Raw genomic sequence first — 23,860 nt, 5'->3', positions numbered from 1 at the left:
CGAAATCCACGGTGGCGCAGCGCATCGTGCGCGCCAAACGCACCATCGCCGCCGAGCGGGTGCCCTTCGAGGTGCCCGCCGGTCCGGAGCTGGCGGCCCGCCTGGGCTCGGTGCTGGAGGTCATCGCCGCCGTGCACGCTCTGGCCCCGACCGCCGCCGACACCGATTGGCGGCGCATCGCCGGACTGTATGCCGCACTGTCCCAGCGCTTTCCGTCGCCGATCGTGGAGCTCAATCGCGCAGTCGCCGTGAGCAAGTTGCACGGCCCCGCCGCCGGACTGGAACTGGCGGACAAAGTCTCCGGTGAGCTCGACGGCTACCACCTCCTGCGCGAACGCGCATACCGCGCCGCCGGGCCCGGCTCGGGGGCGCCTCGTGCCTGATCCATCGTGGCGGGGAGCCGGGGCAGTCGCGGCGATCAGCACACCGGACTGCGCGTGCGGCAGGTCCCGCGGGTCGCGGTGGCAGCGCCTTCACCTGCGCGAACAGTTCGGAAGTCGGTTTCGCGACACGCCGCGCGGGTCCCCGGTCCGCCGGTGCGGGCGGCGTAGGGTCGCGGGTTGTTCTGTTAGTCGTGATTGCCAACGGATCGAATAAGTCGAAGCGTCGGGCAATCCGGGTGGGAGTACTCGGACTGCTCCTGGCCGCGGCAATGCCGGTGGTTACCGGTGTCAGCCCCGCGGCGCAGGCGGCTCCCGAAACGGATGCCGCGCTGCTGATAGACCTCTCGTCCAAAATCGTCGACGCGACACTGTCCTCCGGACTGGTGGATCTGGCCTTGATACCGGGGCTGACCATCGCTTCGAGTGTCATCGAACCATCGATGGTGTATCCCAAACCGGCGCTGAAGACCATGGCGCTGACCGTCGTTCCGCTCGATCAGTTCCCGGCGTTCGACCAGATCATCAGCCATGAGAGCAGTTGGCGGGTGTTCGCGGTCAATCCGTCCTCGGGTGCGTACGGGCTGGCCCAGGCGCTGCCCGCGCACAAGATGAGTTCCGAAGGCGTGGACTGGCTGGTCAACCCGATGACGCAATTGCGCTGGGCGTACCGCTACATGGTGCAGCGGTACGGCAGCCCCAACGCGGCCTGGGAGTTCTGGCAGGCCAACCACTGGTATTGATTCAGCGCAGCGCCGCGCGGAACACCTCGACGGCCGGAGTGGACGGGCGGCCCAGCAGCTTCTGCAAGTGGCCGCTGCTCACATCGAGCAGGCCGCCCTTGGCGACGGCCGCGTCCGCGTCGGCCAGGGCCGCGGCGAACCCCTCGGGCAGGCCCGCACCGACGAGCGCGGCGGCGTACTCGGCCTCCGGCAGATCCCGGTAACGCACCGGCTTACCGGCGGCATCCGAAATCGCCTGCGCGACTTCGGCATAGGTGAGCAGTGCGTCGCCGCCCAGTTCGTAGACCTGCCCGTCGTGACCGTCGGTGGTCAGCACGTTCGCGGCGACCTCGGCGTAGTCGGCGCGCGCCGCGCCCGCCACCTTGCCCGACCCGGCCGCGCCCGCGAAAACGCCGCTCTCGACGGCGTGCGCCAGCCCGTTGGCGTAGTTCTCCCAGTACCAGCCGTTGCGCAGCAGCACATACGGCACGGTCGCCTCCGCCAGCACCGCCTCGGTGCCCGCGTGCTCCTGAGCCAGGATCATCGGATTGCGATCGGCGACCGGAATGCTGGTGTACGCCAGCAACTCCACGCCCGCCCGCTCGGCGGCGCGAATCACATTGGTGTGCTGGGCGACTCGCGCCCCGAATTCGTTGCCGGAGACCAGCAGCACCCGGTCCACCCCCGCCAGCGCGCGATCCAGCGCCTCCGGATCGTCATAGCTCGCCTGCCGCACGTCCACGCCCTTCGCGGCCAGATCCGCCGCCTTCGCGGGATCACGAACCAGCGCGACCACCGGCCCCGCGTTCTTCTCCAACAGCGCCTCGACCACGAGACGCCCCAGCTGACCTGTGGCTCCGGTTACGGCGACGGTCATGACTTCCTCCAAGACTCCAGGGAATGAACTACTCGATCGGACTGTACTAACTAATAGTAAGCACACTCTATTCCGGAACCGCTACCCCGAAGTTAGGTAATCTCGATCCCATGAGCACGCGGCCCGCCGACCCGGTCGACACCGACGACCCCACCCTGGAAGCCGACGTCTTCGCCCGGAACTGCCAATCCCGCCCGGTCCTGCAAGACGTCGCCAGCCGCTGGGGCGTACTGGCCCTCGTCGCCCTGCGCGCGGGCCCCCACCGCTTCAGCGCCCTGCGCCGCCGCGTCGACGGCATCAGCGAACGCATGCTCTCCCAGACCCTGCAAACCCTGGAACGCGACGGCATGATCAATCGCGAAGTCCAGCAATCCATCCCGCCGCACGTCGAATACACCCTCACCGACCTGGGCGCGAAAGTAGCCGACCATCTCGAAGCCCTGATCGTGGTCCTCGAGAGCAATATCGGAACCATCAAAGCGGCCCAGGACGCGTACCACCGCGACTGAGCGGGACAACTCTCGTACTCTCGGGGCTTCGCCCCGAAACCCCGAGAACGGAGACGCCGCATGTCCACCGAGACCGATATACGTCACTTGGAGCGATGCCTCGAACTCGCGGCCGCAGCTCTGGACGCGGGCGACGAGCCCTTCGGCTCGGTACTGGTGGCGGCCGACGGCACCGTCCTCGCCGAGGACCGCAATCGCGTCGCGGGCGGCGACCACACCCGTCATCCGGAATTCGAACTGGCCCGCTGGGCCGCCGAGAACCTGACCCCGGCCGAACGCGCGACCGCCACGGTCTACACCTCCGGCGAACACTGCCCGATGTGCTCGGCCGCCCATGCCTGGGTCGGTCTCGGCCCCATCGTCTACGCGGCATCGACCGCGCAACTTTCCGCCTGGCTCGCCGAATTCGGTGTCTCCCCCGGGCCGGTGAATCCGCTGCCCATCCAGGCCGTGGCCCCGAATATCGCTGTCTCGGGCCCCTTCCCGGCCCTGACCGAGCAGGTCTACGCCCTGCACCGCCGTTTGCATCAGCCGGCCTGACGCCCGGCGGGTCCGGCAGCGGTCACCGTCTCACCCCATAGGATCCGGGGGTGGCTGCCCAACTCTCGTACCGGAGCTGGAAATACACTTCTCGCGCGATCGCCGGCGCGACCGCGATCCTCTGTCTGACCGTCCTCTGGGTCGAGCTGTCGAGAGAATCGGCCGGATCGCTTCCGCTCACCCTGCTGATGCTCGGCCTCACCGGCCTGCTCTGGCTGATAACCGCGGCAATAGGTGTGATCCGCTACCGAGCCTGGCTCCCGAGCCTGCTCGCCCCGCTGGTGGTGCTGCTGACCCTGGCCGTGACATGGTCCGGATTCCCGGCCCACTTCGGATGGACGCTGTCGCGGGACGCACTCGAACGCACGGCCGTAACCTGTAGTCCCACAACGGGAACCCGTGTGGGCGTCTACCGCGTCACCGCGATCGAGAAACGCCGGGACGGCTGCTTGATCCAGATCAGCGGCGGCTTCCCGACCCTCTCGGGGTTCGCCTATTTTCCGGGTGCCGCACCGCCGGCCGACGACGACGGCATCTCCTACGTGCGGATCGAAGGTCCCTGGTACCGCTTCGACGAATCCTTCTGAATCGGTGAGTCACGAAAACAGCCCGGTGCCAGCGGGTTTCGCTGGCACCGGGCCGTGAGCTCCGGGCCGCCGGATCAGAAGTTGATCATGTGGCCGGCGAGGCCGTGGATGGCTTCCTGGAGGGCTTCGCTCAACGTCGGGTGGGTGTGGACGTTGCGGGCCAGTTCGTTGACCGTGAGGTCCCACTTCTGGGCCAGGGTCAGCTCGGGCAGCAGCTCCGAGACGTCGGGGCCGATCAGGTGGCCGCCGATGAGCTCGCCGTACTTGGCATCGGAGATGAGCTTGACGAAGCCCTGGGCGTCGCCGAGGCCGTGCGCCTTGCCGTTCGCGGTGAACGGGAAGGTGGCGACCTTGACGTCGTAACCCTCGGCCCGGGCCTGCTCTTCGGTGAGACCGAAGGAGGCGACCTGCGGCTGGCAGAAGGTCGCGCGCGGCATCATGCGGTAGTCGCCCAGCGGCATGGTCTCCGCGCCCGCGATAGTCTCCGCGGCCACCACGCCCTGCGCCTCCGCGACGTGGGCGAGCTGGAGCTTCGCGGTGACGTCGCCGATGGCGTAGATGTTCGGGACATTGGTGCGCATGAAGTCGTCGATGGCGATGGCGCCGCGATCGGTCAGCTGCACGCCGGTCTTGTCCAGGCCGTAGCCGTCGATGCGGGGCGCGAAGCCGACGGCCTGAAGCACCTTGTCGACGGTGACGGTCTCGATGGACCCGCTCTTGTTGTCCTTGATGGCGACGGTGACCTTGGAGCCGTCGTCGTCGATGGACTGCACGGCCGCACCGGTGGTGATGGTGATGCCGAGCTTCTTGTAAGCCTTGGTGATCTCCTTGGAGACGTCGGCGTCCTCGTTCGGCAGTGCGCGGTCGAGGAATTCGACGATGCGGACGTCCACGCCGTAGTTCTTGAGGACGTAACCGAACTCCATGCCGATGGCGCCGGCGCCGACGATCAGGATCGAGCCGGGCAGGTCACGGGTGAGGATCTGCTCCTCGTAGGTGACCACGTTGGCCGAGAGCGAGGTGCCGGGCAGCAGCTTGGTGACGGTGCCGGTCGCGATGATCACGTTGTCGAACGTGATGGTCTCGGACCCGCCCTTGCTCAGCGCCACGGAGATGGTGTTGGCATCGACGAAGGTGCCCGCACCGTCGAACTCGTCGATCTTGTTCTTCTTCATCAGGAAGTGGACGCCCTTGACGCGGCCGTCCGCCACCTTGCGGCTGCGGTCGAACGCCGCGCCGAAGTCGAAGCTCGCCTGGCCGGAAATGCCGAAGGTCTTGGCTTCCTTGGTGAAAATATGGGCCAGTTCGGCGTTACGCAGCAGTGCCTTGGAGGGAATGCAGCCCACGTTCAGGCACACGCCACCCCAGTATTTCTGCTCGACGATCGCTGTTCGCAGGCCGAGTTGAGCGGCACGGATCGCGGCGACGTAACCGCCGGGACCAGCGCCGAGAACGACGACATCGTAGTGGGAAGTCACGGCACCGAGCCTAGCGCTGTTCCCGCGCGCTCACTCAGCCATCCCCCGCCTCGGTGAGAGCGCGAACACAGCGGGACTCAGGCTTGCCCGGTCTCGAACCGACTGATCAGTCCGTCGAACAGCGTGAACTCGGCTCCTAGTGCCAGACCTTGCGGGCGACCCGTGCGAAATTGCCGCCGAAGACCGCCTCGCGATCGGCCGCGGAGAAGCCGCGCTCGGCCAGTACCTCGTTCAGGCCGGGGAAGCCGGACAGTCCGAGAAAGTCCTCCGGGGGTGTCCATTGCAGTTGGCCGTAGCGGGTGTACTCCTCGGAGAAATTCTCCGGTGAGTCGGCGAGCATGGCATTGAATTCGTCGGCGTCGAAGGAGTAGTCCGAGCCGAACCCGATGTGCTCGATGCCGACCAGGTCCGCACCGTAGGCGATGTGATCGGCCATGGCGCGCACCCGCTCGGCGCCTTGGTGAGGTGCGTTGAAGCCCAGGAAGATCCCGACGCCATTGATGCCGATCACACCGCCGGTCTCGGCGCAGGCCCGGGCCTGATCATCGGTGATATTGCGCGGATGGGCGTGCAGGGCAGCGAAATTGGAGTGACTGTAGATCATCGGCACGGTGCTGACGCGGGCGATGTCCAACCCGGTCCGCACCGAGCAGTGCGAGCCGTCGGCGAACACCCCGACCTCGTTGAGCACCCGGATCAGGTCCCGCCCGTACCCGGTCAGCCCGGTGTCCTCGGTATCGAGGCAACCGCAGCCCGCCGCATTGGCGGTGTTGTAGGTCGGCAGCAGGGAACGCAGCCCGAGCGCGTGGAAGGCGTCCACATTGTCGAGATCACCGTCGAGCGGATTGGAATCCTCGAGGTCGAAGGCCAGCACGCTGGTGTCGTCGGCATAGTCCGTTCCCGGCTCCGGACAGGCGTCCTCGACGGTGGTCACCATGCGGAATCGCCCGTCCGCCAGCGCGTCCCGGGTGAATTGATCGGCCAGGGCGCGCGCGTCGGCGGCGGTATGCGGGGCGTACCCGATATTGATCGACAGGTACGAACCGAGCGGATATCGAGCCAGATCGCGAATATCGGCGGTGGGCAACAGCGGCGGGCAGCAGTGCTGCTCCCACAGCCGGGGCATGACGACCTCCGGAAGCGACAACCCGGACCTCCTCGCGGAATGAGCTTCGAATCCGCAATCGTACTGACCGGTGCGCGAACCGGCGTTCGGCTCGGGTGCGGTGGGTTCGCGACCGGCGAACGGGGTGCTGGGCAAGAATGTGGGCATGACCGGTGTTGGAGAGAGCGTGGCAGATCCGTACCTGTGGCTGGAAGAAGTGACGAGCGACCGCGCGCTGGATTGGGCGCGGGCGCACAATGCCGTGGTCGTCGAGCGGTTCGCCTCGTCGGACCGGTTCGGCGGGCTGGAGTCCCGCATCCTCGCCATGCTCGATACCGACACCCGCATCGCCTACCCGGGCCGGCGCGGCCGGTGGCTCTACAACTTCTGGCGTGACGCCGCGCATCCCAAGGGCCTGTGGCGGCGCACCACCTTCGCCGAATACGCGAAGGCGGATCCGGCGTGGGAGGTGCTGATCGACCTCGACGCGCTCGCGCTGCAAGAGGACGAGAACTGGGTGTGGGGCGGGGCCGCGGTATTGCGGCCGGAGCAGCGCCGGGCTTTGATCAGCCTGTCGCGCGGCGGCGCCGATGCCAAGGTGGTGCGCGAATTCGATATCGAGGCAAAGGCTTTCATCGAACCGGCGGACAATGGCTTCTATCTCCCCGAGGCGAAATCCGAGATCCGCTGGATCGACGACGACAATGTCTATGTCGGAACGGATTTCGGTGACGGCTCGCTGACCGATTCCGGATATCCGCGCATCGCCAAGCGCTGGCGGCGCGGAACCCCTTTGGCGGCAGCGGAAACCGTTTTCGAGGGTGAGATCTCCGATGTGGCGGTATCGGCCGGATACGACCGCACCCCCGGTTACGAACGGCATTTCGTGGGCCGCGCCACCGACTTCTTCAACGAAGAGGTCTACCTGCTGGAAGCCGACGGTTCGCTGCGCCATATCGACGTGCCCACCGACGCCTCCGAATCCTGGTACAAGGATTGGTTCCTGGTGCGGTTGAAGTCGCCGTGGGAGGTCGGCGGCAGCAACTATCCGGCGGGCGCGCTGCTGGGTATGAACTTCGAGGAATTCCTCGCGGGCGGACGGGATTTCGAGGTCCTGTTCACCCCGGACGCGCACACCTCGCTGCACGGTTACGGGTGGACCGAGAACCACCTGCTGCTCATCACCCTGGCCGATGTGCAGACCGAACTGCACGTGCTCACCCCGGGACCGGACGGCTGGGTGCGCGAGCCGCTGGCGGACGCGCCGCCGATGGCCACCACCAGCGTGATGAACCTCGATCCGCTCGAGGGTGGCGACGAATTCATGCTCTCCACCAGTGGTTTCACCAGTCCGACCACGCTGATGTCGGCGTCGGTGGGCGGGGCCACGGCGGTGCTGAAGCGCGAGCCCGAGTTCTTCGATGCCGAGGGTGTGGAGACCGAGCAGTTCTTCGCGCGGTCGGACGACGGAACCATGGTGCCGTACTTCGTGATCCGGCATCGCGATCGCAAGGGCGCGCCCGGGCCGACCATCATGTCGGGTTACGGCGGGTTCGAGGTCTCGCGCACGCCCGCCTACTCCGGGGCCTCCGGCATGGGCTGGCTGGAGCGTGGCGGCACCTGGGTGATGACGAACATCCGCGGCGGCGGCGAGTACGGGCCGGAGTGGCATACCTCCGTGCTGAAAGCGAACCGTCACAAGGCTTACGAGGACTTCGCGGCGATCGCCCGGGACCTGGTCGAGCGCGGCATCACCACCCACGATCAGCTGGGCGCGGTCGGCGGCAGCAATGGCGGTCTGCTCATGGGCGTCATGCTCACCCGGTACCCGGAACTCTTCGGGGCCATCGTCTGCCAGGTGCCCCTGCTCGATATGAAGCGCTATCACCTGCTGCTGGCCGGTGCGTCCTGGATCGCCGAGTACGGCGACCCGGACAAGCCGGAGGAGTGGGAGTTCATCTCCAAGTACTCCCCGTACCAGAACACCGACCCCGAGGCGAAGTACCCGCCGATCCTGCTCACCACTTCGACTCGCGACGACCGGGTGCACCCCGGTCACGCCCGGAAGATGGCCGCGCTCTTGGAGTCTCAGGGCCATCCGATCTGGTACCACGAGAACATCGAGGGCGGTCACGGCGGCGCCGCGGACAACAAGCAGTCGGCCTTCCAAGCCGCGCTGATCTACGAATTCTTCACGCAGACGCTGATCGACCGAACCACCCCCTGAACGACAAGCGCCCGCACGGGCACGATCGGCCCGCGAATCAGCGGTCCCGCAGCCACTTTTCGACATAGTCGAGGGTCGACTCGGGATCGCTGATCCACCCGTTGTGCCCCAGCGGAGCCGGGTTGTGCCAGGTGGTGATCCGCGCGTTGGGCAGTTTTTCCAGCAGCTGCCGGGCCGAATTCGGCGGCGTCAGCTCGTCGCCGGTCAGCGTGATCGACAGGACGGGCAGTTTCAGCCTCCCGATGCGCTCCTCGTAGTCGATATCGGCTCCGGCGGGCTGGAACTTGCCCGTGCGCGCCAAACGCGCCCAGTCGGCGATCAGCTGCTTGGACTGCCGGCCGAATCCCCCGGCGGGCAGGGTGTTCCCGGGCCAGAACCCGGCCAGGCTCGCGGTCAGCGAGATGGCCGCGCTGCCCAGCCGCAGTCCCGGCGCGGCCAGCCCGCGATAGCCGCGGTGATACGGCGTCCCGGAGGCGATCAGGATCAGCCCGCCCAGCCGCCCGCGAATCCGCGAGGCGTACATGACCCCCAGCTGCCCGCCCATGCTGTGCCCCAGCAGATACGGGGTGCTGTCGGGGAACCGTTCCCGCACCACCTCGAACATGGCCGGGAAATCCACCGCCACCAGTTCCTGATACCCGTGGGCGGAGGTGAGTTCCGCACCGCCGCCCCCGTTCCCGCGCAGCTCGAGCAGCGCCACGTCGAACCCGCGTGCGGCCAAGGGCAATCCGAACAGCGAGTAGTACTCCCCCGGCACGCCCAGCCCCGGCACCATCACCACCACCGGGCGCGGGGCATCGGGCGTGATCGGATGCCGGTGCGCCCCTTTGGCCGGAATAAGCCGGACCTTCACCGCGGTCCCGTCCGGCATCTGGATCGGCACAGTCTCCATCCGCCGCACGCTACCCGCCGGAACTGGTTCGCACCCGTCCCCGGGCAGGGGAAACGGGTGCGAATTCGCTGTGGTGGATGCCGGATTCGGCGAGGTTTTCAGGCGCTGACCGCGCCCATGATGATGCGGCGCAGGACGGCGATGACCTCGTCCAGCGGGGGCCGGGGTTCGGAGCCGCTCCAGGCGTCGACCACGTAGTTGACCGCGCCGATGATGGCTAGCACGCGCATTTCGTAATCCCCGGGCGGGATTTCGCCGTGCATGGCGGCGTCCTCGGCGGCGGAGGCGAGCAGCGCGCCCCAGGCCCGGCGCAGTTCCAGCCGGAACTTCTCGACCTTGGGGCCCGCGCCGACGACTTCGACGAGGGCGACTCTGGCTTTGCGTGGGTCGCGGCCGATCGACTCGATGTAGGCGCGGACCGCGGCGTCGATGACGTCCACGGCGCTGGCCTCGGATTGCTCGGCGATGGTGGCCGCCACCGCTTCCCGCGATTCCCGGTCGATCTGTTCGTAGAGTTCCAGCAGCAGCGATTCGCGACCGGTGAACTCCTCGTAGAACTGCCGTGAGGAGAGACCGGCGTCCTTGCAAATCGCGCCGACGGAGCTGTTGGCGTAGCCGTCTCGCGCGAACACCGTCAGCCCGGACTCCAGAAAACGCGCACGACGCTGCCGCTGCCGGTCTTCTACGGGCTGCCCGGCGTACATTCTTCCCGCGTTCGTTTCCTGTGACATTGCGCCAGACAATACCGAAGGGCCCGATCCCCTCGTCATGGATCGGGCCCTTCGTTTGTTCCTCCGACATACCGCGCGTTTGCCGAAAGATGGCTCAATGACTTCGGGTCCCGCGACGTACCCGGGACAGCGGGTATAGGCAGGGGAACTGTCCCGGGTTCGGAACGCGGGTCCGGGGGGAGACACGCGGTCCGATGTCGCAAAGACCCGAAAGTCACTGATCGTTTGCCGTTCCACACGATACAGAGCGGACGAACTGGACGGAATACTTTTCTAGGATATTTTTAGAACTTATTCCGCGAGTCGCCGCGACGCGCGTGGCGACCAGCCCCGGAACCACTCCCGTCCCCCGGACATGACAAAGGGCCCGACCCCCGTATCGGGGCCGGGCCCATCGCCACCAACTCCACTCCCGCGCAGCGGCCGAAAGGTGGCATCGCCGTGGCTACTTCGCCCGCGGACTCGTGAATCCGGCCGCGATCAGCTCGTGGACAACCCTTGTTGCAGCACGGCGCTCCGGTACCGCGCGTGCGATACCGGAGCGCCGGAAAATGGCTGGAAAGGTGTTTTCAGTCCGCGGCGGGCCGCGGGACCTCCGGTTCTCCGAGGGTGAGCATGAGCCGATTCGCCCAGGAGAACGAGGCCGTGGAGAGCACCAGATCGTGAATTTCGGTGTCGCCGAATCCGAGTGCGCGCAGCCGTTCCAGATGCGCCTGTTCCGCACGCGGCGGATTGGCCGCCAGCGCGTCCACGAAATCGATTACCGCATCCCACTTCTCATCGATCCGCACCCCGTTGCCCTCATCCAGCAAACGCTGCACATCGGCGCCGCGCTTGGACAGCGCGGTGGTGAATCGGGAATGCACCGACGCACAGTATTCACAGCCGTTATGGCGAGATGTGATGGTGGCGGCGAGTTCTCGTTCCGCGCGCCCCAGCCCGGTCCGGCCGTAGAAGATCTCTTTGTCGTTGGCGCTGCGATGCCTCAGCACTTCGGCATTGCGCGCCAGCAAACGGAAGTACGGCCCGATGCCGCGGTCACCCTCCAGCAACGGCCGCTGCGCCTCATCGGCGTCCGCCAGCCGGATGGGTTCCACCCACGGCACCCAATCCAGCTGCTCCTGGGTGAACCCCGTTGGCCGCCGGTCGATTTCGACGCTGCGCACCTCACTCATGCGATGCTCCGATCAGGCTGAGGCCGGCCAGCAGCCGGACCTGGTAGTGCACGAATCCGATGAGCTGGGCGACGGTCACGATGTCGCTCTCGGAAAGTCCGGCGGCGGTCAGTGCGTCGATATCGGCGCGGGTGACGGCGGCCGGGGCGCTGGTGACGCGGGCGGCGTGCCGCAGGATGGCGGCCAGCACCGGATCACCCGCCACCGGGGTGGTGCCGAGACCGGCGTAGTGCGCGGCCAATTCGGGCGCGCCCGCCAGTTCCGCGACGGCCACGGCGGCCGCGATCAAGCGTTCCCGGCCGACGGCGGCCGCACCGGGACCGTCGAAGAGCGCGTCGTAGACACCCTGGGTGTGCTCGACCACGGCGGGGCGCGCCTGCCGCAGTTCGCGCACCGCGGCCGCGCGGTCGCCCAGCACCGCGTCGATCACATCGGCGGGCCGAGCGCCCACCGGCCGCGTGAATGCGGTGGTCCCGGCCGCGCCGGTGTCGCCGGCCGGCGCGACGGCAGTCGTCTCGCTCACTGCTGGTTCCTTTCGTCGGCTCGCCAACCCAGTTGCGGCGCAACCTTGGTGGCGATGAGTTCGATGGAGCGCAGGGTCGCCGCATGGCCGGGATCGACCGGGTGCACCTGCACGATGAAATCGGTCGAGCGCAGCAGCGCGGTGTCGGCGGAGAGCTGCTCGGCCACTTCGTCGGGGGTGCCGAAGTAGGAGTCCCGCAGCACCTCCTCGACCGTGGTCGCCAGGTCCGGAACGTGGTTGCGGCGCAACTGTTCCAGGAACCGCTCCGCGCCGCGCTCGGCGAACTCGGCAGCCGCGTCATGGTCGTCGGCCACGAAAACGCCTCGGGAAGCGCCGATTCGGGGCTCCGCGCCCGCCGGCAAGGCCGCCAGGTACGCCTCCACCAACGGCTGCTGGATCTCCCACAGCGTGGCCTCGGCGTTCGCCGGATCACGCGGCTGCGCCTTGGACAGCAGCAAGCCGTCACCGGCCCGTCCCGCCCGCTCCGCACCGTTCGCCGAGAAGGTGGCCTGCCACAGCCGATGCCGAAGCCCGCCGGCCGGTGGGTTCAGGACGCGTCCGTCGACCAGCGGTGCACCATCCAGTGCCGCGACGACTTTCGCGAGCTTGTCCGCATAGATGTGTTGCCGATCCGCATCGCCGAGCCCGAACAGTTCGAAGGCATGCTTGGAACCGCCTGCCCCGAAACCCAATTCGAGGCGACCGCCGCTGAGCACATCCAGCACCGCCGCGTCCTCGGCCACCCGGACCGGATCCTCCAGCGCCAGCGTCACAATGGCCGTCCCCAGCCGCAACCGCGGATTGCGCGCCGCCGCATGCGCCAGGAACACGAACGGCGACGGCAACCCGCCCTCCGCCGGATCCAGGTGGTGCTGCGCCACCCACGCGGTGTCGTACCCGAGCTGTTCCGCCAGGTCGAACTGTTCGAGCGCCTCCCGATACACCTGCGCCGAGTCCTCGCTCGCATCGGCGCGCACCAGCCGGGTGAAGAACCCCAGCCGCCGGATCTCGGTGCCCTGCACACTCATACCGTCACCTTCCCCAGATACGCGTCCCGCACCGCCGGATCACCCACCAATTCCGCTGCCGGACCGTGCAATACGATCTTCCCGGTCCGCAGCACGTTCGCCGTGTGCGCGATGCTCAAGGCCAACTCCGCCTGCTGCTCCACGATCAGGATCGCCAGCCCGAGTTCCTTGTTCAGCCGCGCGATCTCGTCGAGCACGCGATCCACGAACAACGGCGACAACCCCATGGTCGGCTCGTCCATGCAGATCAACCGCGGCTTGCTCATCAGCGCTCGAGCAAAGGCCAGCATCTGCTGCTCCCCGCCCGATAATGTGCCCGCCCGCTGCTTGCGCCGCTCCGCCAATCGCGGGAAATGCTCGAACATCTCCGCCGCGCGCGCCCCCAGCACGGCGCGGCGTTCCTTCCGGATATACCCGCCCACATAGAGGTTCTCCTCCACGGTCATGGCCGGAAACACCCTGCGCGCCTCCGGCACCGACGCCAGCCCCGCCGCGATCCGCGCCGACGGCGGCGTCCTGCTCACATCCACCCCGTCGATCCGCACCGCGCCAGAGGTCGGCTTCAACAGCCCCAGCGCCGTTTTCATGGTGGTCGACTTGCCGGACGCATTGCCACCGAGCAACGACACGATCTCACCCGGGTGGACCTTCAGAGACACTTCATCAAGCGCCTTCGACGGCCCGTAATGCACCACGACGCGCTCGAATTCGAGCAGCGGCGTGGCCTCGTTCTCAGGCATCCGCCGTCACCTTCCCTGCGCTGCGCGCCGCCGAAGCGCCGCCCGTCCCAGCCCGGCCCGGAACTCCGCCCGCGCCGACATCCGCCGAAGGCGCGGTGACCCGGTCAGTCGAGGAATCGGCAGACCCATCCGCTCCGGCCAGGTCGTCCCCTTCCTCGCCGGCCGCGGGAGATGCCTCCGGCGCGGTGTGCCCCGCACGGCTGCGACCCAGATACGCCTCGATGACGCGTGGGTCGTTGAGCACTTCGTCCGGGGTGCCCTCGGCGATGACGCGGCCTTCGTCCAGCACCAGGACACGGTCGGAGAGATCGTGGACGATGTCCATCTTGTGCTCGACCAGCAGGACGGTCTGGCCCTGGGCCTTCAGTTCGGCCAGCTGCCTGCCGATTTCGGCGGTCTCGGTCTGGTTCATGCCGGCCGCTGGCTCGTCCAGGAGCAACAGGTCGGGTTCCAGGGCAAGGGCGCGGGCGATCTCCGTGCGGCGCCGGTTGGCGTAGGAGAGCGTGTACGCGGGGTTCTCGGCGCGCGGGGTCAGGCGCTCTTCGAAACGGGCCAGCTGGGCGTCGATGCGCGCCTCCGTGGCCTGGCGTTCGGCGCGCGCGGCCGGGGTCGGCACCAGGGCGACCGCCAGTTCCGCCAGCAGCGAGACCCAGCGCAGCACCGGCAGATTCGCCAGGGAGCGCAGGGGGCGCGCGGCCGTGAGAGTGGTCTGGAGGCCGACATCGACATTCTCGCGGACGGTCAGGTTGCCGAAGACGCGACCGTTCTGGAAGGTGCGCGCCAGACCGGCGGCGGCCGCGGCTTCGGGCTTGCCGGGGCGAATCCGCTTGCCGTGCACCGATACTTCACCGGCATCCGGTTTCAGGACGCCGGAGATGAGATTGATGGTGGTCGATTTTCCGGAACCGTTCGGGCCGATGATCGCGACGAATTCGCCGGGCGCGACGGTCAGGTCGATGCCGTCCACGGCGTGCACGCCGCCGAACGAGCGCCGTAGCCCGGTCACCTTCAGGACGGGTTCAGGCGTTGACGGGGACACGTTCCCTCCTCACCAGGATGCCCTGCGGGCGGAATCGCACCACGAGCAGCAAGACCAAGCCGTACAACACGATTCGCAGCTCGGGGGCGAGACGCAGCGCCTCGGGCGCGCCGATCAGAATCACCGCGCCGAGCACCGCGCCGTACGGCGACGCGGTCCCGCCGAGCACCAGAATGGTCACCACGAGCAGCGACATGGGCAGGTTGAAGACGGTGGGATCGATGTACGAGTACTGGTGCGCGAGCAGCGCCCCGCCGATCCCGGAGAAGAACGCCGCGATCGCGAAGGCCAGCGCCTTGTAGTCGCGCACCGGCACGCCCGCCGACCGGGCCGCCACCTCATCCGCGCCGATCGACTTCAGCACGGTCCCCAGCCGGGACCGCTGCACGCCCACGATCACCGCCAGCACGATCGCCAGCACCACCAGTTCCAGCTGGAATATCTGTGTGTGCGTGGTGAATTCGTAGCCGAAGAGCGAGGGCGCGGGGATTCCGAAGATGCCGTAGCTGCCGCGAGTGACCGGCTCCCAGTTGCGAATCAACGCCACCGTCACGATGCCGATTCCGAGGGTCGCGATCGCCACATAGTGCCCGCCCAGCCGCCACAGCGGCGCGGCCAGCACCGAAGACAGCACGGCCGCGACGATTCCCGCGAGCACGACGGCGGGCAGGAACGACCAGCCGTGCGAGGTGGTCAGCACAGCGGAGGTGTACGCCCCGATCGCGATCGGCCCCGCCTGCCCGATGGCCAGCTGCCCGGCCGATCCGGCCACCAGCGTCATGGACACCGCGATGATCGCGTACGCCACGATCTGCGTCCCGACCGAGATCCCGTAATCGTTGGATACCGCCGGAATCACCAGTCCCGCAACACCGAACGCGATCAGCGCATGCCACCAGCGCACCCGCAATTGCCGCCCCGAACCCAGGAACGTCCCCGTCAACGGCTCCGATTCGATGGCCGGCGGCCGGGCCAGCAGCCCGCCCGGCCGCAGCACCAGGAACACCACCAGCAGCCCGAAGGTGATCAGGTCCCGGTATCCGTCGCCGAAGGTGTAGACGCCGAACGCCTCCACCAGCCCGAGCACGAAACCACCCACCACGGCCCCGGGAATCGACCCGAGCCCGCCGATGGTGGCCGCCACGAACCCGGTCATGCCGACCACCCCGCCGCTGGTCGGCGAGATATTCGAGTTGTAGAGCCCGACGAAGATACCCGCCAGCCCGCCCAGCCCGGACGCGATGGCGAAGGCCAGCGACTGCACCCGCCCCACCCCGATGCCCATCTGCGCGGCGGCATCGGGATCCTGTGCGGTGGCGCGAATGGCCAGCCCGTGCCGGCTGTAGCGCAGGAACGCCCACAGCCCGGCCATCACGGCGATGGTGATGGCGAACATGGCCACGTCGGAGGTGCCGAACCGCACCCCACCGACCTGGAAGTTATTGGTGGACAACACCTGCGGGAACGGCCGGGTGTCCGGCCCGAACACGATGGCCACCACGTTCTCGATGATCAGCCCGACCGCCACCGTCGCCAGCAACGCCGCGATGGCGGGCGCGCGCCGCAGCGGCCGCACCGCCAGCACGTCGATGGCCACCCCGACCAGCGCGGTCGCCCCCACCACCAGGATCAGCGCCGCCCACAGCGGCAATCCGTGCTCGGCGATCAGCCACCAGCCGAACACCGACCCGAACGCGAAGATCGCCCCGTGCGCGAAGTTGATGACATTGCTGACGCCGAAGATCAGCGTGATGCCCACGGCAATGAGCGCGTACGCATTGCCGTGGACCAGACCCGCGATGAGCGTGTCGAACATCTACTTGTTCCCGGTGGGCACGAACTGCCCGTTCTTCAGCACCAGCTCGATCGGCTTCACACCGCTCGGACGCCGCGTGGTCTGATCGAAAGCGAAAGTGCCCAAGCCGATTCCGTCGAAGTCCTTGATCTCCCGCAGGCCCTTCAGGACGCCTTCACGGCTTGCCCCGCCCTGCTTGGCGGCCTTCACCAGCACATTGAGCGCGTCGTAGGCGTAGACGTTGAAGTCGCCCGGATCGGTGCCGAACTTGGCCTTGAACTTGCCGACGAACGCCTGGATCTTCGGGTTGGTATCCGATGCGGAGAAGACGCCGTTGACGATGTCGCCCTCGGCCGCGGTGCCCGCCAGCGAAATGAACTGCGGCGTGTTCTGCCCGCCGAAGAACTGGCCGCTGAAGCCCACATCCCGCAGCTGCTTCACCACGAGTGCGCCATCGGGCCCATAACCCAAGTGCACGAACGCATCCGGGTTGGCATCGCGCCCCTTGATCAGCACCGGCCGGAAGTCCTGCGAGTCCGGCAGGATCGGCGAGGAGTAGGCGATCTCGATGCCCTTCTCCTTCGCGTACTGCTCGAAGAACTTGAAAGCCTGCTTACCCCAGTCGGTTTCGAGGTACACCACGGAAACCTTCTTGGCTTTCGCCGACACCCACTGCGCATTGCGCTCCTGGAACACATCCAGGGTGATCGACGGGCTCCACGAATAGTCGCCGCCCTTGGTGAAATCGGTCGAGGAGTTGGTGAAGCCGTACTGCACCAGCTTGCCTCGGTTGTACACCGGCGACGCCGCGATCGAAGCGGGCGAGGAGAAGTCACCCAACTCCGCGATGATCGAGGAGTCCCCCACGAACTTGGTGGCGATCGGCACCGTCTGCTTCGGGTCGGATTGCGAATCCTCCCACTTCAATTCGACCTTCTTGCCGTCGATCCCGCCCGCCGCGTTGATCTCGTCCAACGCCAGGTCGAACCCCTGCTGCCAGAGCCGCCCGTACTCCGCCGAAGCCCCCGTCTTCGGGCCCGACACCCCGAAGTACACCGTCCCCTTGTCGCCGGACGTGCCGTTCGAGCACGCCGCGACCAGTCCCGCCACCAATGCCGCCGACGCGACACCCACCACCAGCCGGAGCCGACGCGACCCGGACCACTGCTTGCTCATCTTGTCCCTCTGTGACTCACCCGCGCGACGGCAGGGCATGAAAGCGCTTGCGATGCCCGGTCGGACACCGCCTGGTCGTCACCCGGGGCACCCCACCGCCGCGCGAGGGTTGCCGATCAGCGAGCCGGGGCTCGAACATGCTGATACTCGTGACCGTGCGGCAGAGAGTAATGAGAGGTCGGCGACATCGACACCGTTCGAATCACCCTGACGCCAAAGCCGGGTGCCGCGGTGCCGAACGCGCTGTCGCGCCGGGCTTTCAGTCGTTCAGATGGCCGGCCAGCCAGGCCGGGAATTCGGTGAGATCCCGCAACACCACATCGGCGCCCGCGGCCGACAGCTCCTCGGCGGAGTACGGGCCGGTCGTCACGGCCACCGCGACCGCACCGGCCGCCTTCGCACCGCGCACATCGCCGAGATGGTCGCCGACGAAGATCCGCGCGCCGTGCTCGCGCAGCACCACGCCCTTCTCCTCCGCCCACACCCCGCCGACGAGATCATCCACATCCATCCCCAGGTGATCCACATGCAGCTGGGCCTGCGGCTGGTTCTTGGCGGTGATCACCAGCACCTTGCCGCCGGCCTTGTGCACGGCCGCGAGCGCATCGTCCGCCCCGGGCAGATGCCGGCTCGGTTCGATGGCCAGGCCGGGGTACAGCTCGCGATAACGCGCGACCACCGCCGGAACCTGGTCTTCGGGAAACCAGTGCGCGGCCTCGATCTGCAAGGGCGGGCCGAGGCGCGAGACCGCCAGCGCGGAATCGATCGGCACGCCGGTCTCGGCCGCCACCGCATCCCAGACGGCGGCGATGCCCGGCCGGGAATCGATCAGGGTCATGTCCAGGTCGAAGCCGACCACCAGCCCGGTCGAATGATCAACAGCCACGGCTCGACCCTACGGACCGGGCGGAAAACCGGAGGCGGCAGGGCTCGGGCGCGAACTAGGCTCGCAGCCATGACGGATCGGGGCACGCTGTTCTGCGGTATCGAGCTCGGCGCACGGATCGAACGCGTCGAGACGGATCTGGTCGCCAAGGGTGCGGCGGCCGCGCACCTGCGCCGGGGAGACGGCAGCGGGTTCCTGATTCCGGTCGCGGGCGGGATGGCCAGCTACGCCGAACCCGGGTCACCGTTGAACAAGGTGGCGGGGCTCGGATTCGACGGCGTACCGAGCGAATCCGAGCTCGATGAGATCGAAACCCAGTTCGCGAAACGGGATACGCCCGTTCAGGTCGAGCTGTCGCATCTGGCCGACCCCGCCATCGGTGAGCTGCTCACCGGGCGCGGATACCGGTTGCTCGGCTACGAGAACGTGCTCGGCCTGGCCCTCGCCGGGTTCAGTGCGACTTCTCTGCCGGCCGATGTAGTCGTATCCCGCAGTGGCGAAAGCGAATTCGACACCTGGCTGGGTCTGGTCGCGGACGGGTTCTCCCACCCCGACACCCAGGGCCTCGCGTCTCATGAGGAGTTCCCGGCCGAGATCATCGCCAACGCGGTGCGCGACCTTGCCGGCGCCGCTGGAGTCCTCCACTATCTGGCCCACCACGACGGTGTTCCGGCCGGCGGCGCGAGCCTGCGCCTTGCCGAAGGCGTGGCCCAATTGACCGGGGCCGCAACGATTCCCGCGCATCGACGGCGCGGCGTGCAATCGGCGCTGCTCACCACCCGCCTGGCCGATGCCGTCGCCGCCGGCTGCGATATCGCCACCCTCACCACCCAGCCCGCCTCGAAATCTCAGCAGAATGCCCAGGCCAAGGGGTTCGCGCTGCTCTATCCGCGCGCCATGCTGGTCAAGTCCTGATCACCACGGCAGGCGATGAGCGGCAATGGGGCGCAACTGTTCCCGCAGCTGCTCTCCTGCGGTCCCGAAGAGCTGCTCATCGGTGTCGACGGCGACCCTGATCGCCTTGCGGGCCAGAGCCTTTCCCGCATCGGTGACCTCGACCCGCAGTATCCGGGCGTTCCCCGGATCGGTATGCCGCAGCAGCAGTCCCCGCTCCTCGAGCGCGCGAATCACCTTGGACGCCATCATCCGATCGGCCCCCGACATATCGGCGATCTGCTGCTGGGTCGGCAATTCACCCTGCCGCCCCAGCCACCCCGCCGATGCCAGCAGATTGAACTGCGTCGGGGTGAGCCCGAGCGGCCGCAAATTACGTTCCAGCGTCGCCCGCCACTCCAATGCGGCGTGATGCAGCCAGAACCCCGGACTCATGAGCGGCCCGCGCGGAGTCGCCACTGATTCACCCACGCCGCAGCGCCTCCCGCTCCAGTGCCGCGAACGTCAGCGGCATGTCGGCCCGCATCCCCTTCTCCCAGATCAACCGGAACAGCGGCCCCATCGGCCCGTGCACCTCCACCTGCTCCGCCACCCGCACGGTGCCATCCCCCAGCGGCTCATAGGTCCGGTGCCCGCGCAGCTTCCCGAACGGCAACCCCGCCTCGCTGGTCCAGGATTCGCCCGGCACCACGGCGGTGATCGTGAACGGTCCTGCCGGGGCGCCCTTCGGCTTCACCCACCCCTTGGTTCCCGCCGCGAACTCACCGTCGATCCGCGACTTCTCCTCGTGCGGATCCCACTCCGCCCAGCGCGCCACATCCGTGGCCACCGCCCAGATCTTCTCGACATCGCCCTTGATCACGGCCTGCTCGGAGAACGAGTACATCATGGCTACCTGCCCGAATCGGAACGAAATGTTGTTGCAGCAACAGTAACCGTAGTCGCGACAACAATCAATCCCAACGGAAGGTGGGAACCGGCTGCGGTATCGGGCGAGAGGCCGCCACAGCCGGTTCCCACATTCAGTTTTCGCCGACGATCACGGGGCGGCGGCGTAGCCGAGCGGGCGCGTGGTGAAGGTGCCACGTCCCTGCGTGCGGCTGCGCAAACGGGTTGCGTAGCCGAACAATTCGGCCAGCGGCACGGCGGCCGTGACGACCACCGTGCCGGTACGGGTCGCCGAACCGGAGACCCGGCCGCGCCGGGCGGCCAGGTCACCCAGCACCGCGCCGACATACTCCTCCGGGACGGTGACGGTCAGTTCCACCACCGGCTCCAGCGTCGTCATCGCACTGGCGCGCAAGGCATCCCGGAGACCGAGCCGAGCCGCCGTGCGGAAGGCCAGCTCCGAGGAGTCCTTGCTGTGCGTCGCGCCGTCGACCAGCGTCACGCGCAGCCCGGTCACCGGATGACCCGCCAACGGACCCGCTGCCAGCGCATCGCGGCAACCGGCCTCCACGGCGCGCACGAACTCCGCCGGAACCCGGCCGCCGACGACCGTCGAGGCGAACTCGAAACCGACTGCGGCAGAGCCGTAGCCTCCACCCCCGGCACCCGCGGCTGCGGCTGCGGCTGCGGGGGTAGCTGCGGCTGCGGTGGTAGCTGCGGCTGCGGTGGTAGCTGCCGCTGCGGTGGTAGCTGCGGGTGCGGTGGTAGCTGCGGTGGCGGCTGCGGTGGTGGTGGTGGTGGCTGTGGTGGCGGTGCCGGTGCCGGTGCCGGTGGGCGCACCGTCGCGCCGCCCAGCACCAGACCCGTCGGCAACCTCCGCCCGCGACTCGACACCATCGAGCGGCCGCACATCGAGCACGATGTGCGCCCACTGCCCGGACCCGCCGTCCTGCTTGACGTGCCGGTAGGTGAACCCGGTGACGCCGCGCAGCACGGTCTCACGGTAGGCGACCTGCGGTTTGCCGACCGTCACCAGGAGTCCGCGCTCCAGGCGCAGCTTCTCCACCACCACCTCCAGGTGCAGCTCGCCCAGCCCGGCCAGCAGGGTCTGGCCCGTCTCGGGGTCCGTGCGAACCACCAAGGACGGGTCCTCTTCCACCAGCCGGGACAGCGCCACGGCCAGCTTCTCCGCGTCGGCATTGTTCCGTGCCTCGACCGCCACCGAAATCACCGGTTCCGTCGGGTTCGGCGGCTCCAGCAGTACCGGAGCGTCCGGCGCGCACAGCGTCGAACCGACGCGGGCCTGCTTCGGCCCGATCAGCGCGACGATATCGCCCGCCTGCGCCACCTCCAGTTCCTCGTGCCGATCCGCCTGCACGCGCAGGATGCGGCCGACCCGCTCGCGGCGGCCCGGGCCCGCGTCCAGCACGGCGTCGCCCTTGCGCAGTTCGCCCGCGTACAGGCGCACGAAGGTGAGCCGGCCGGTGGGCGCGACATGCACCTTGAACACCAGTGCCGCAAGCGATTCCGCGGCATCGGGCGTGCGGTCGGCTACCGGTGGACGATCCAGCGGCGAGGGCAGGTAGGTGGTGACGGCATCCAGCAGCGGTTCGATGCCGACATTGCGGTAGGCCGCACCGCACAGCACCACAACCGCTTCCCCCGAGAGGGTCAGCGCGCGCAATGCGGCGGCGAGCGTTTCCGCGGACAGCTCGGAACGTTCGCAGAACTCCTCGAACGCGACGGAGTCACGTTCGGCCACAGCCTCTTCCAGCTCATGACGACGCTGCCGGGCGAGTTCGGTGAGCGGCTCCGGAATAGGCAGCTCGGCCGGGCCGTCCTGCCCTGCCGCCCAGACCAGTGCACGCATGCCCACCAGATCCACCACCCCGGTGAACTCGCCTTCGCTGCCGATCGGCAACTGGGTGAGCAACGGAACCGGGTGCAACCGTTCGCGAATCGACGCCACGGCCGCGTCCAGATCCGCACCCGCGCGATCCATCTTGTTGACGAACGCGATGCGCGGCACGGCATACCGGTCCGCCCGGCGCCACACCGATTCGCTCTGCGGCTCCACGCCCGCGACGGCATCGAAAACCGCTACGGCACCGTCTAATACGCGCAGGGACCGTTCGACCTCGTCGGAGAAGTCGACGTGCCCCGGTGTATCGATGACGGTGAGCCGGTGGCCGTTCCATTCGCAGCTCACGGCCGCCGCGAAAATGGTGATGCCGCGATCGCGTTCCTGCGGATCGAAATCGGTGACGGTGGTGCCGTCGTGCACCTCGCCCCGCTTGTGGATCATGCCGGTGAGGTACAGCATCCGCTCGGTGACGGTGGTTTTGCCCGCGTCCACGTGCGCGAGGATGCCGAGATTACGAACGGCGGCAAGGGATTGTCGAGAATTGTTGGTACGCACGGTCATATGTCCTTCGTGCTGATCTTGGACAGAACAGCGCGATTCCCGGACCGGGAATTACGGGGTCGAACAGGTCCGGGTACTCAGTACCGGCCGCGCAGCCGGCACCGAGCCGGCGAAGACACCAGGATCACCTCGAAGCGAGGGCGAGCCACGACAGTAGCGTACGAACGCATGACCGGCTCCCTTCCTGAGGTCCCCAAGGTAGCAGTCGGGCCGGGATCAAGTCACCGGGATTTTCCGCGAAAGCACCCCGCGGGCAAGCGATCGCCTCGATCAGCCGATGAGGAGCGCACCCGACAGAAGTACCGCCATCACGAGAAGCGCACCTTCGACCCAAGTCAGGCGGCGATGCGGGGTGTCGGCGGCTTTCAGCATGCGATAGCCGAGCGCCAGGCCGATGGTGAGCGCCAGCAGGTGGCCGACATTGGTGAAGGTGCGGCCGGAGAGGACGGCGTCGACCGCCAGCGCGGACCAGCCTGCTGCCCAGAGGAATCGGAAATCGCTGGGGAGGGAGGCGACGAGTGCGCCGACCAAAGCCATAGCGCCGTAGCTGATTCCGACGTCCTCGGCGAGGGTGATGCTGTGCGGCAGCCAATCCTCGTGGACGCCGATCCAAAGGCCGGCGGCGACCAGCAGCGTGGCGCCGATGTGGCCGGCGAGAAAGACGGCGAGCAGCCTGCGACCGCCGAATCGCAACTCGGACAAGGCGAGCAGAGCGCCGAACATGAGCAGCACACCCCAGGCGACCGTGCCGCCGCCGATGATCAGCGCGCTGGAGAAGAGGGTGCCGAGGTGGCCGCGGAGCAGGTTGTGCAGGTTCGTGCTCGCGTGCAGAACGACTTTGGTTTCGGCGGAATCGCTCAGGACGGTGAGCAGGATCGTGGAGAGTGCGAGGAGCAGCAGGTAACCGAGCGTCACCCGCAACCTGGGCCGGGCCGTACCCGGCTCTCGCACAGCCGAATCCATGAACTGCACAACGGCGACGCGCGCACGGCTTGTTCCCTGCCACGCCGGTTTGTGCCCGGAAACGCAGAAACCCCCTGACCGAAGTCAGGGGGTTTCGCGAAGGATGTTCCGGCGGTGTCCTACTCTCCCACACCCTGTCGAGTGCAGTACCATCGGCGCAGGTGGCCTTAGCTTCCGGGTTCGGAATGGGACCGGGCGTTTCCCCACCGCTATAGCCGCCGTAACTCTATGAAACTAGACACAGAGAGCCAGATCGCTTGGGTGTAAACCCAATTGGTCT

At 67.8% G+C, this 23,860-nt stretch carries 24 protein-coding genes, 1 rRNA gene and 1 riboswitch; of the genes, 7 read left to right on the top strand and 18 right to left on the bottom strand.

Annotated elements, in window-relative coordinates:
- Positions 1-11: 11 nt before the first annotated feature.
- Together NI1_RS06545 and NI1_RS06540 are read left to right on the top strand one after the other, a co-directional pair.
- A complete protein-coding gene (locus NI1_RS06545) occupies positions 12-383 on the top strand; it encodes an RNA polymerase sigma factor (RefSeq protein WP_067815576.1) in 372 nt (123 codons plus the stop codon).
- A 236-nt stretch (positions 384-619) separates the two neighbouring features.
- Positions 620-1,123, top strand: a complete 504-nt coding sequence (locus NI1_RS06540; protein WP_067815572.1) for an aggregation-promoting factor C-terminal-like domain-containing protein — start codon at positions 620-622, stop codon at positions 1,121-1,123.
- 1 nt (position 1,124) lies between these two features.
- Here the strand turns inward: NI1_RS06540 and NI1_RS06535 are convergent, their stop codons facing one another.
- Positions 1,125-1,979: an SDR family oxidoreductase gene (locus tag NI1_RS06535; RefSeq protein ID WP_067815569.1), complete on the bottom strand. Its 855-nt coding sequence runs from the start codon at positions 1,977-1,979 to the stop codon at positions 1,125-1,127.
- A gap of 110 nt (positions 1,980-2,089) precedes the next feature.
- On the opposite strand from NI1_RS06535, the gene NI1_RS06530 reads away from it, so the two are divergent.
- From NI1_RS06530 to NI1_RS06520, 3 genes are read left to right on the top strand one after another with little or no spacing between them, the layout of a single operon-like run.
- Positions 2,090-2,488 (top strand): winged helix-turn-helix transcriptional regulator, encoded by a 399-nt coding sequence (locus NI1_RS06530; RefSeq protein WP_067815566.1) that lies wholly within the window; start codon positions 2,090-2,092, stop codon positions 2,486-2,488.
- Positions 2,489-2,548: 60 nt separating this feature from the next.
- Positions 2,549-3,028 carry a nucleoside deaminase gene (locus NI1_RS06525; protein ID WP_067815562.1) on the top strand — a complete coding sequence of 160 codons (480 nt, stop codon included), beginning with the start codon at positions 2,549-2,551 and terminating at the stop codon, positions 3,026-3,028.
- 50 nt (positions 3,029-3,078) lie between these two features.
- A complete protein-coding gene (locus NI1_RS06520; RefSeq protein WP_067815559.1) occupies positions 3,079-3,615 on the top strand; it encodes a hypothetical protein in 537 nt (178 codons plus the stop codon).
- Positions 3,616-3,689: 74 nt separating this feature from the next.
- Here NI1_RS06520 and lpdA read toward each other — a convergent pair whose 3' ends face one another.
- Both lpdA and NI1_RS06510 read right to left on the bottom strand, forming a co-directional pair.
- Positions 3,690-5,093, bottom strand: coding sequence for a dihydrolipoyl dehydrogenase (gene lpdA / locus NI1_RS06515; RefSeq protein WP_067815556.1), 1,404 nt, complete (start codon positions 5,091-5,093; stop codon positions 3,690-3,692).
- 136 nt (positions 5,094-5,229) lie between these two features.
- Entirely contained in the window at positions 5,230-6,219 is a 990-nt protein-coding gene (locus NI1_RS06510) for a dipeptidase (protein ID WP_067817787.1), read from the bottom strand.
- Between the two features lie 145 nt (positions 6,220-6,364).
- Between NI1_RS06510 and NI1_RS06505 the strand changes: the two genes are divergently transcribed.
- Positions 6,365-8,425, top strand: coding sequence for a prolyl oligopeptidase family serine peptidase (locus NI1_RS06505; protein WP_067817783.1), 2,061 nt, complete (start codon positions 6,365-6,367; stop codon positions 8,423-8,425).
- Between the two features lie 37 nt (positions 8,426-8,462).
- On the opposite strand, the gene NI1_RS06500 is transcribed toward NI1_RS06505, so the two are convergent.
- The 10 genes from NI1_RS06500 to NI1_RS06455 all read right to left on the bottom strand — a co-directional run bounded on the left by NI1_RS06500 (position 8,463) and on the right by NI1_RS06455 (position 18,410).
- Positions 8,463-9,317 (bottom strand): alpha/beta fold hydrolase, encoded by an 855-nt coding sequence (locus NI1_RS06500; RefSeq protein ID WP_067815553.1) that lies wholly within the window; start codon positions 9,315-9,317, stop codon positions 8,463-8,465.
- 98 nt (positions 9,318-9,415) lie between these two features.
- A complete protein-coding gene (locus tag NI1_RS06495; protein ID WP_245663112.1) occupies positions 9,416-10,048 on the bottom strand; it encodes a TetR/AcrR family transcriptional regulator in 633 nt (210 codons plus the stop codon).
- Positions 10,049-10,617: 569 nt separating this feature from the next.
- Positions 10,618-11,223: a peroxidase-related enzyme gene (locus NI1_RS06490; protein WP_067815547.1), complete on the bottom strand. Its 606-nt coding sequence runs from the start codon at positions 11,221-11,223 to the stop codon at positions 10,618-10,620.
- Positions 11,216-11,746, bottom strand: a complete 531-nt coding sequence (locus tag NI1_RS06485) for a hypothetical protein (RefSeq protein ID WP_084522743.1) — start codon at positions 11,744-11,746, stop codon at positions 11,216-11,218. Before NI1_RS06485 ends, NI1_RS06490 begins: the two co-directional genes overlap by 8 nt.
- Positions 11,743-12,774 (bottom strand): putative FMN-dependent luciferase-like monooxygenase, encoded by a 1,032-nt coding sequence (locus NI1_RS06480; RefSeq protein WP_067815544.1) that lies wholly within the window; start codon positions 12,772-12,774, stop codon positions 11,743-11,745. The genes NI1_RS06485 and NI1_RS06480 overlap by 4 nt, the downstream gene beginning before the upstream one ends.
- The gene (locus NI1_RS06475) at positions 12,771-13,514 is read right to left on the bottom strand and encodes an ABC transporter ATP-binding protein (protein WP_067815541.1); all 744 of its coding nucleotides are present in this window, start codon (positions 13,512-13,514) and stop codon (positions 12,771-12,773) included. Before NI1_RS06475 ends, NI1_RS06480 begins: the two co-directional genes overlap by 4 nt.
- Positions 13,507-14,553, bottom strand: a complete 1,047-nt coding sequence (locus NI1_RS06470) for an ABC transporter ATP-binding protein (protein ID WP_084522741.1) — start codon at positions 14,551-14,553, stop codon at positions 13,507-13,509. Before NI1_RS06470 ends, NI1_RS06475 begins: the two co-directional genes overlap by 8 nt.
- Positions 14,534-16,369, bottom strand: a complete 1,836-nt coding sequence (locus tag NI1_RS06465) for an ABC transporter permease (RefSeq protein WP_067815538.1) — start codon at positions 16,367-16,369, stop codon at positions 14,534-14,536. Before NI1_RS06465 ends, NI1_RS06470 begins: the two co-directional genes overlap by 20 nt.
- Entirely contained in the window at positions 16,370-17,524 is a 1,155-nt protein-coding gene (locus NI1_RS06460; protein WP_067815534.1) for an ABC transporter substrate-binding protein, read from the bottom strand.
- Positions 17,525-17,562: 38 nt separating this feature from the next.
- Positions 17,563-17,679: riboswitch (SAM riboswitch) on the bottom strand.
- Positions 17,680-17,783: 104 nt separating this feature from the next.
- A complete protein-coding gene (locus NI1_RS06455) occupies positions 17,784-18,410 on the bottom strand; it encodes an HAD family hydrolase (protein ID WP_245663111.1) in 627 nt (208 codons plus the stop codon).
- Positions 18,411-18,497: 87 nt separating this feature from the next.
- On the opposite strand from NI1_RS06455, the gene NI1_RS06450 reads away from it, so the two are divergent.
- The gene (locus NI1_RS06450) at positions 18,498-19,325 is read left to right on the top strand and encodes a GNAT family N-acetyltransferase (protein ID WP_067817773.1); all 828 of its coding nucleotides are present in this window, start codon (positions 18,498-18,500) and stop codon (positions 19,323-19,325) included.
- Here the strand turns inward: NI1_RS06450 and NI1_RS06445 are convergent, their stop codons facing one another.
- The 5 genes from NI1_RS06445 to rrf form a co-directional block, all read right to left on the bottom strand.
- Positions 19,326-19,775, bottom strand: a complete 450-nt coding sequence (locus NI1_RS06445) for a MarR family winged helix-turn-helix transcriptional regulator (RefSeq protein ID WP_157534987.1) — start codon at positions 19,773-19,775, stop codon at positions 19,326-19,328.
- Positions 19,768-20,190 (bottom strand): SRPBCC family protein, encoded by a 423-nt coding sequence (locus NI1_RS06440; protein ID WP_169815549.1) that lies wholly within the window; start codon positions 20,188-20,190, stop codon positions 19,768-19,770. Before NI1_RS06440 ends, NI1_RS06445 begins: the two co-directional genes overlap by 8 nt.
- Before the next feature lie 153 nt (positions 20,191-20,343).
- Positions 20,344-22,611 carry an elongation factor G gene (locus NI1_RS06435; RefSeq protein WP_067817770.1) on the bottom strand — a complete coding sequence of 756 codons (2,268 nt, stop codon included), beginning with the start codon at positions 22,609-22,611 and terminating at the stop codon, positions 20,344-20,346.
- Between the two features lie 276 nt (positions 22,612-22,887).
- Positions 22,888-23,568: a rhomboid-like protein gene (locus tag NI1_RS06430; protein WP_245663110.1), complete on the bottom strand. Its 681-nt coding sequence runs from the start codon at positions 23,566-23,568 to the stop codon at positions 22,888-22,890.
- Between the two features lie 118 nt (positions 23,569-23,686).
- A 5S ribosomal RNA gene (rrf, locus tag NI1_RS06425) occupies positions 23,687-23,803 on the bottom strand.
- Positions 23,804-23,860 lie beyond the last annotated feature (57 nt).

This window comes from Nocardia inohanensis NBRC 100128, from assembly GCF_001612945.1.
Classification (GTDB): domain Bacteria; phylum Actinomycetota; class Actinomycetes; order Mycobacteriales; family Mycobacteriaceae; genus Nocardia; species Nocardia inohanensis.
The sequence above is the reverse complement of the archived record's forward strand: the minus strand, read 5'-3'. Positions and strand labels throughout refer to the sequence as shown.

Bases quoted from the DNA above. Each gene is read 5' to 3' on its own strand.
- NI1_RS06535 (WP_067815569.1), bottom strand. From the start codon at position 1,979: ATGACCGTCGCCGTAACCGGAGCCACAGGTCAGCTGGGGCGTCTCGTG.
- NI1_RS06530 (WP_067815566.1), top strand. From the start codon at position 2,090: ATGAGCACGCGGCCCGCCGACCCGGTCGACACCGACGACCCCACCCTG.
- NI1_RS06525 (WP_067815562.1), top strand. From the start codon at position 2,549: ATGTCCACCGAGACCGATATACGTCACTTGGAGCGATGCCTCGAACTC.
- NI1_RS06510 (WP_067817787.1), bottom strand. From the start codon at position 6,219: ATGCCCCGGCTGTGGGAGCAGCACTGCTGCCCGCCGCTGTTGCCCACC.
- NI1_RS06505 (WP_067817783.1), top strand. From the start codon at position 6,365: ATGACCGGTGTTGGAGAGAGCGTGGCAGATCCGTACCTGTGGCTGGAA.
- NI1_RS06500 (WP_067815553.1), bottom strand. From the start codon at position 9,317: ATGGAGACTGTGCCGATCCAGATGCCGGACGGGACCGCGGTGAAGGTC.
- NI1_RS06495 (WP_245663112.1), bottom strand. From the start codon at position 10,048: ATGTCACAGGAAACGAACGCGGGAAGAATGTACGCCGGGCAGCCCGTA.
- NI1_RS06490 (WP_067815547.1), bottom strand. From the start codon at position 11,223: ATGAGTGAGGTGCGCAGCGTCGAAATCGACCGGCGGCCAACGGGGTTC.
- NI1_RS06480 (WP_067815544.1), bottom strand. From the start codon at position 12,774: ATGAGTGTGCAGGGCACCGAGATCCGGCGGCTGGGGTTCTTCACCCGG.
- NI1_RS06475 (WP_067815541.1), bottom strand. From the start codon at position 13,514: ATGCCTGAGAACGAGGCCACGCCGCTGCTCGAATTCGAGCGCGTCGTG.
- NI1_RS06465 (WP_067815538.1), bottom strand. From the start codon at position 16,369: ATGTTCGACACGCTCATCGCGGGTCTGGTCCACGGCAATGCGTACGCG.
- NI1_RS06460 (WP_067815534.1), bottom strand. From the start codon at position 17,524: ATGAGCAAGCAGTGGTCCGGGTCGCGTCGGCTCCGGCTGGTGGTGGGT.
- NI1_RS06440 (WP_169815549.1), bottom strand. From the start codon at position 20,190: ATGTACTCGTTCTCCGAGCAGGCCGTGATCAAGGGCGATGTCGAGAAG.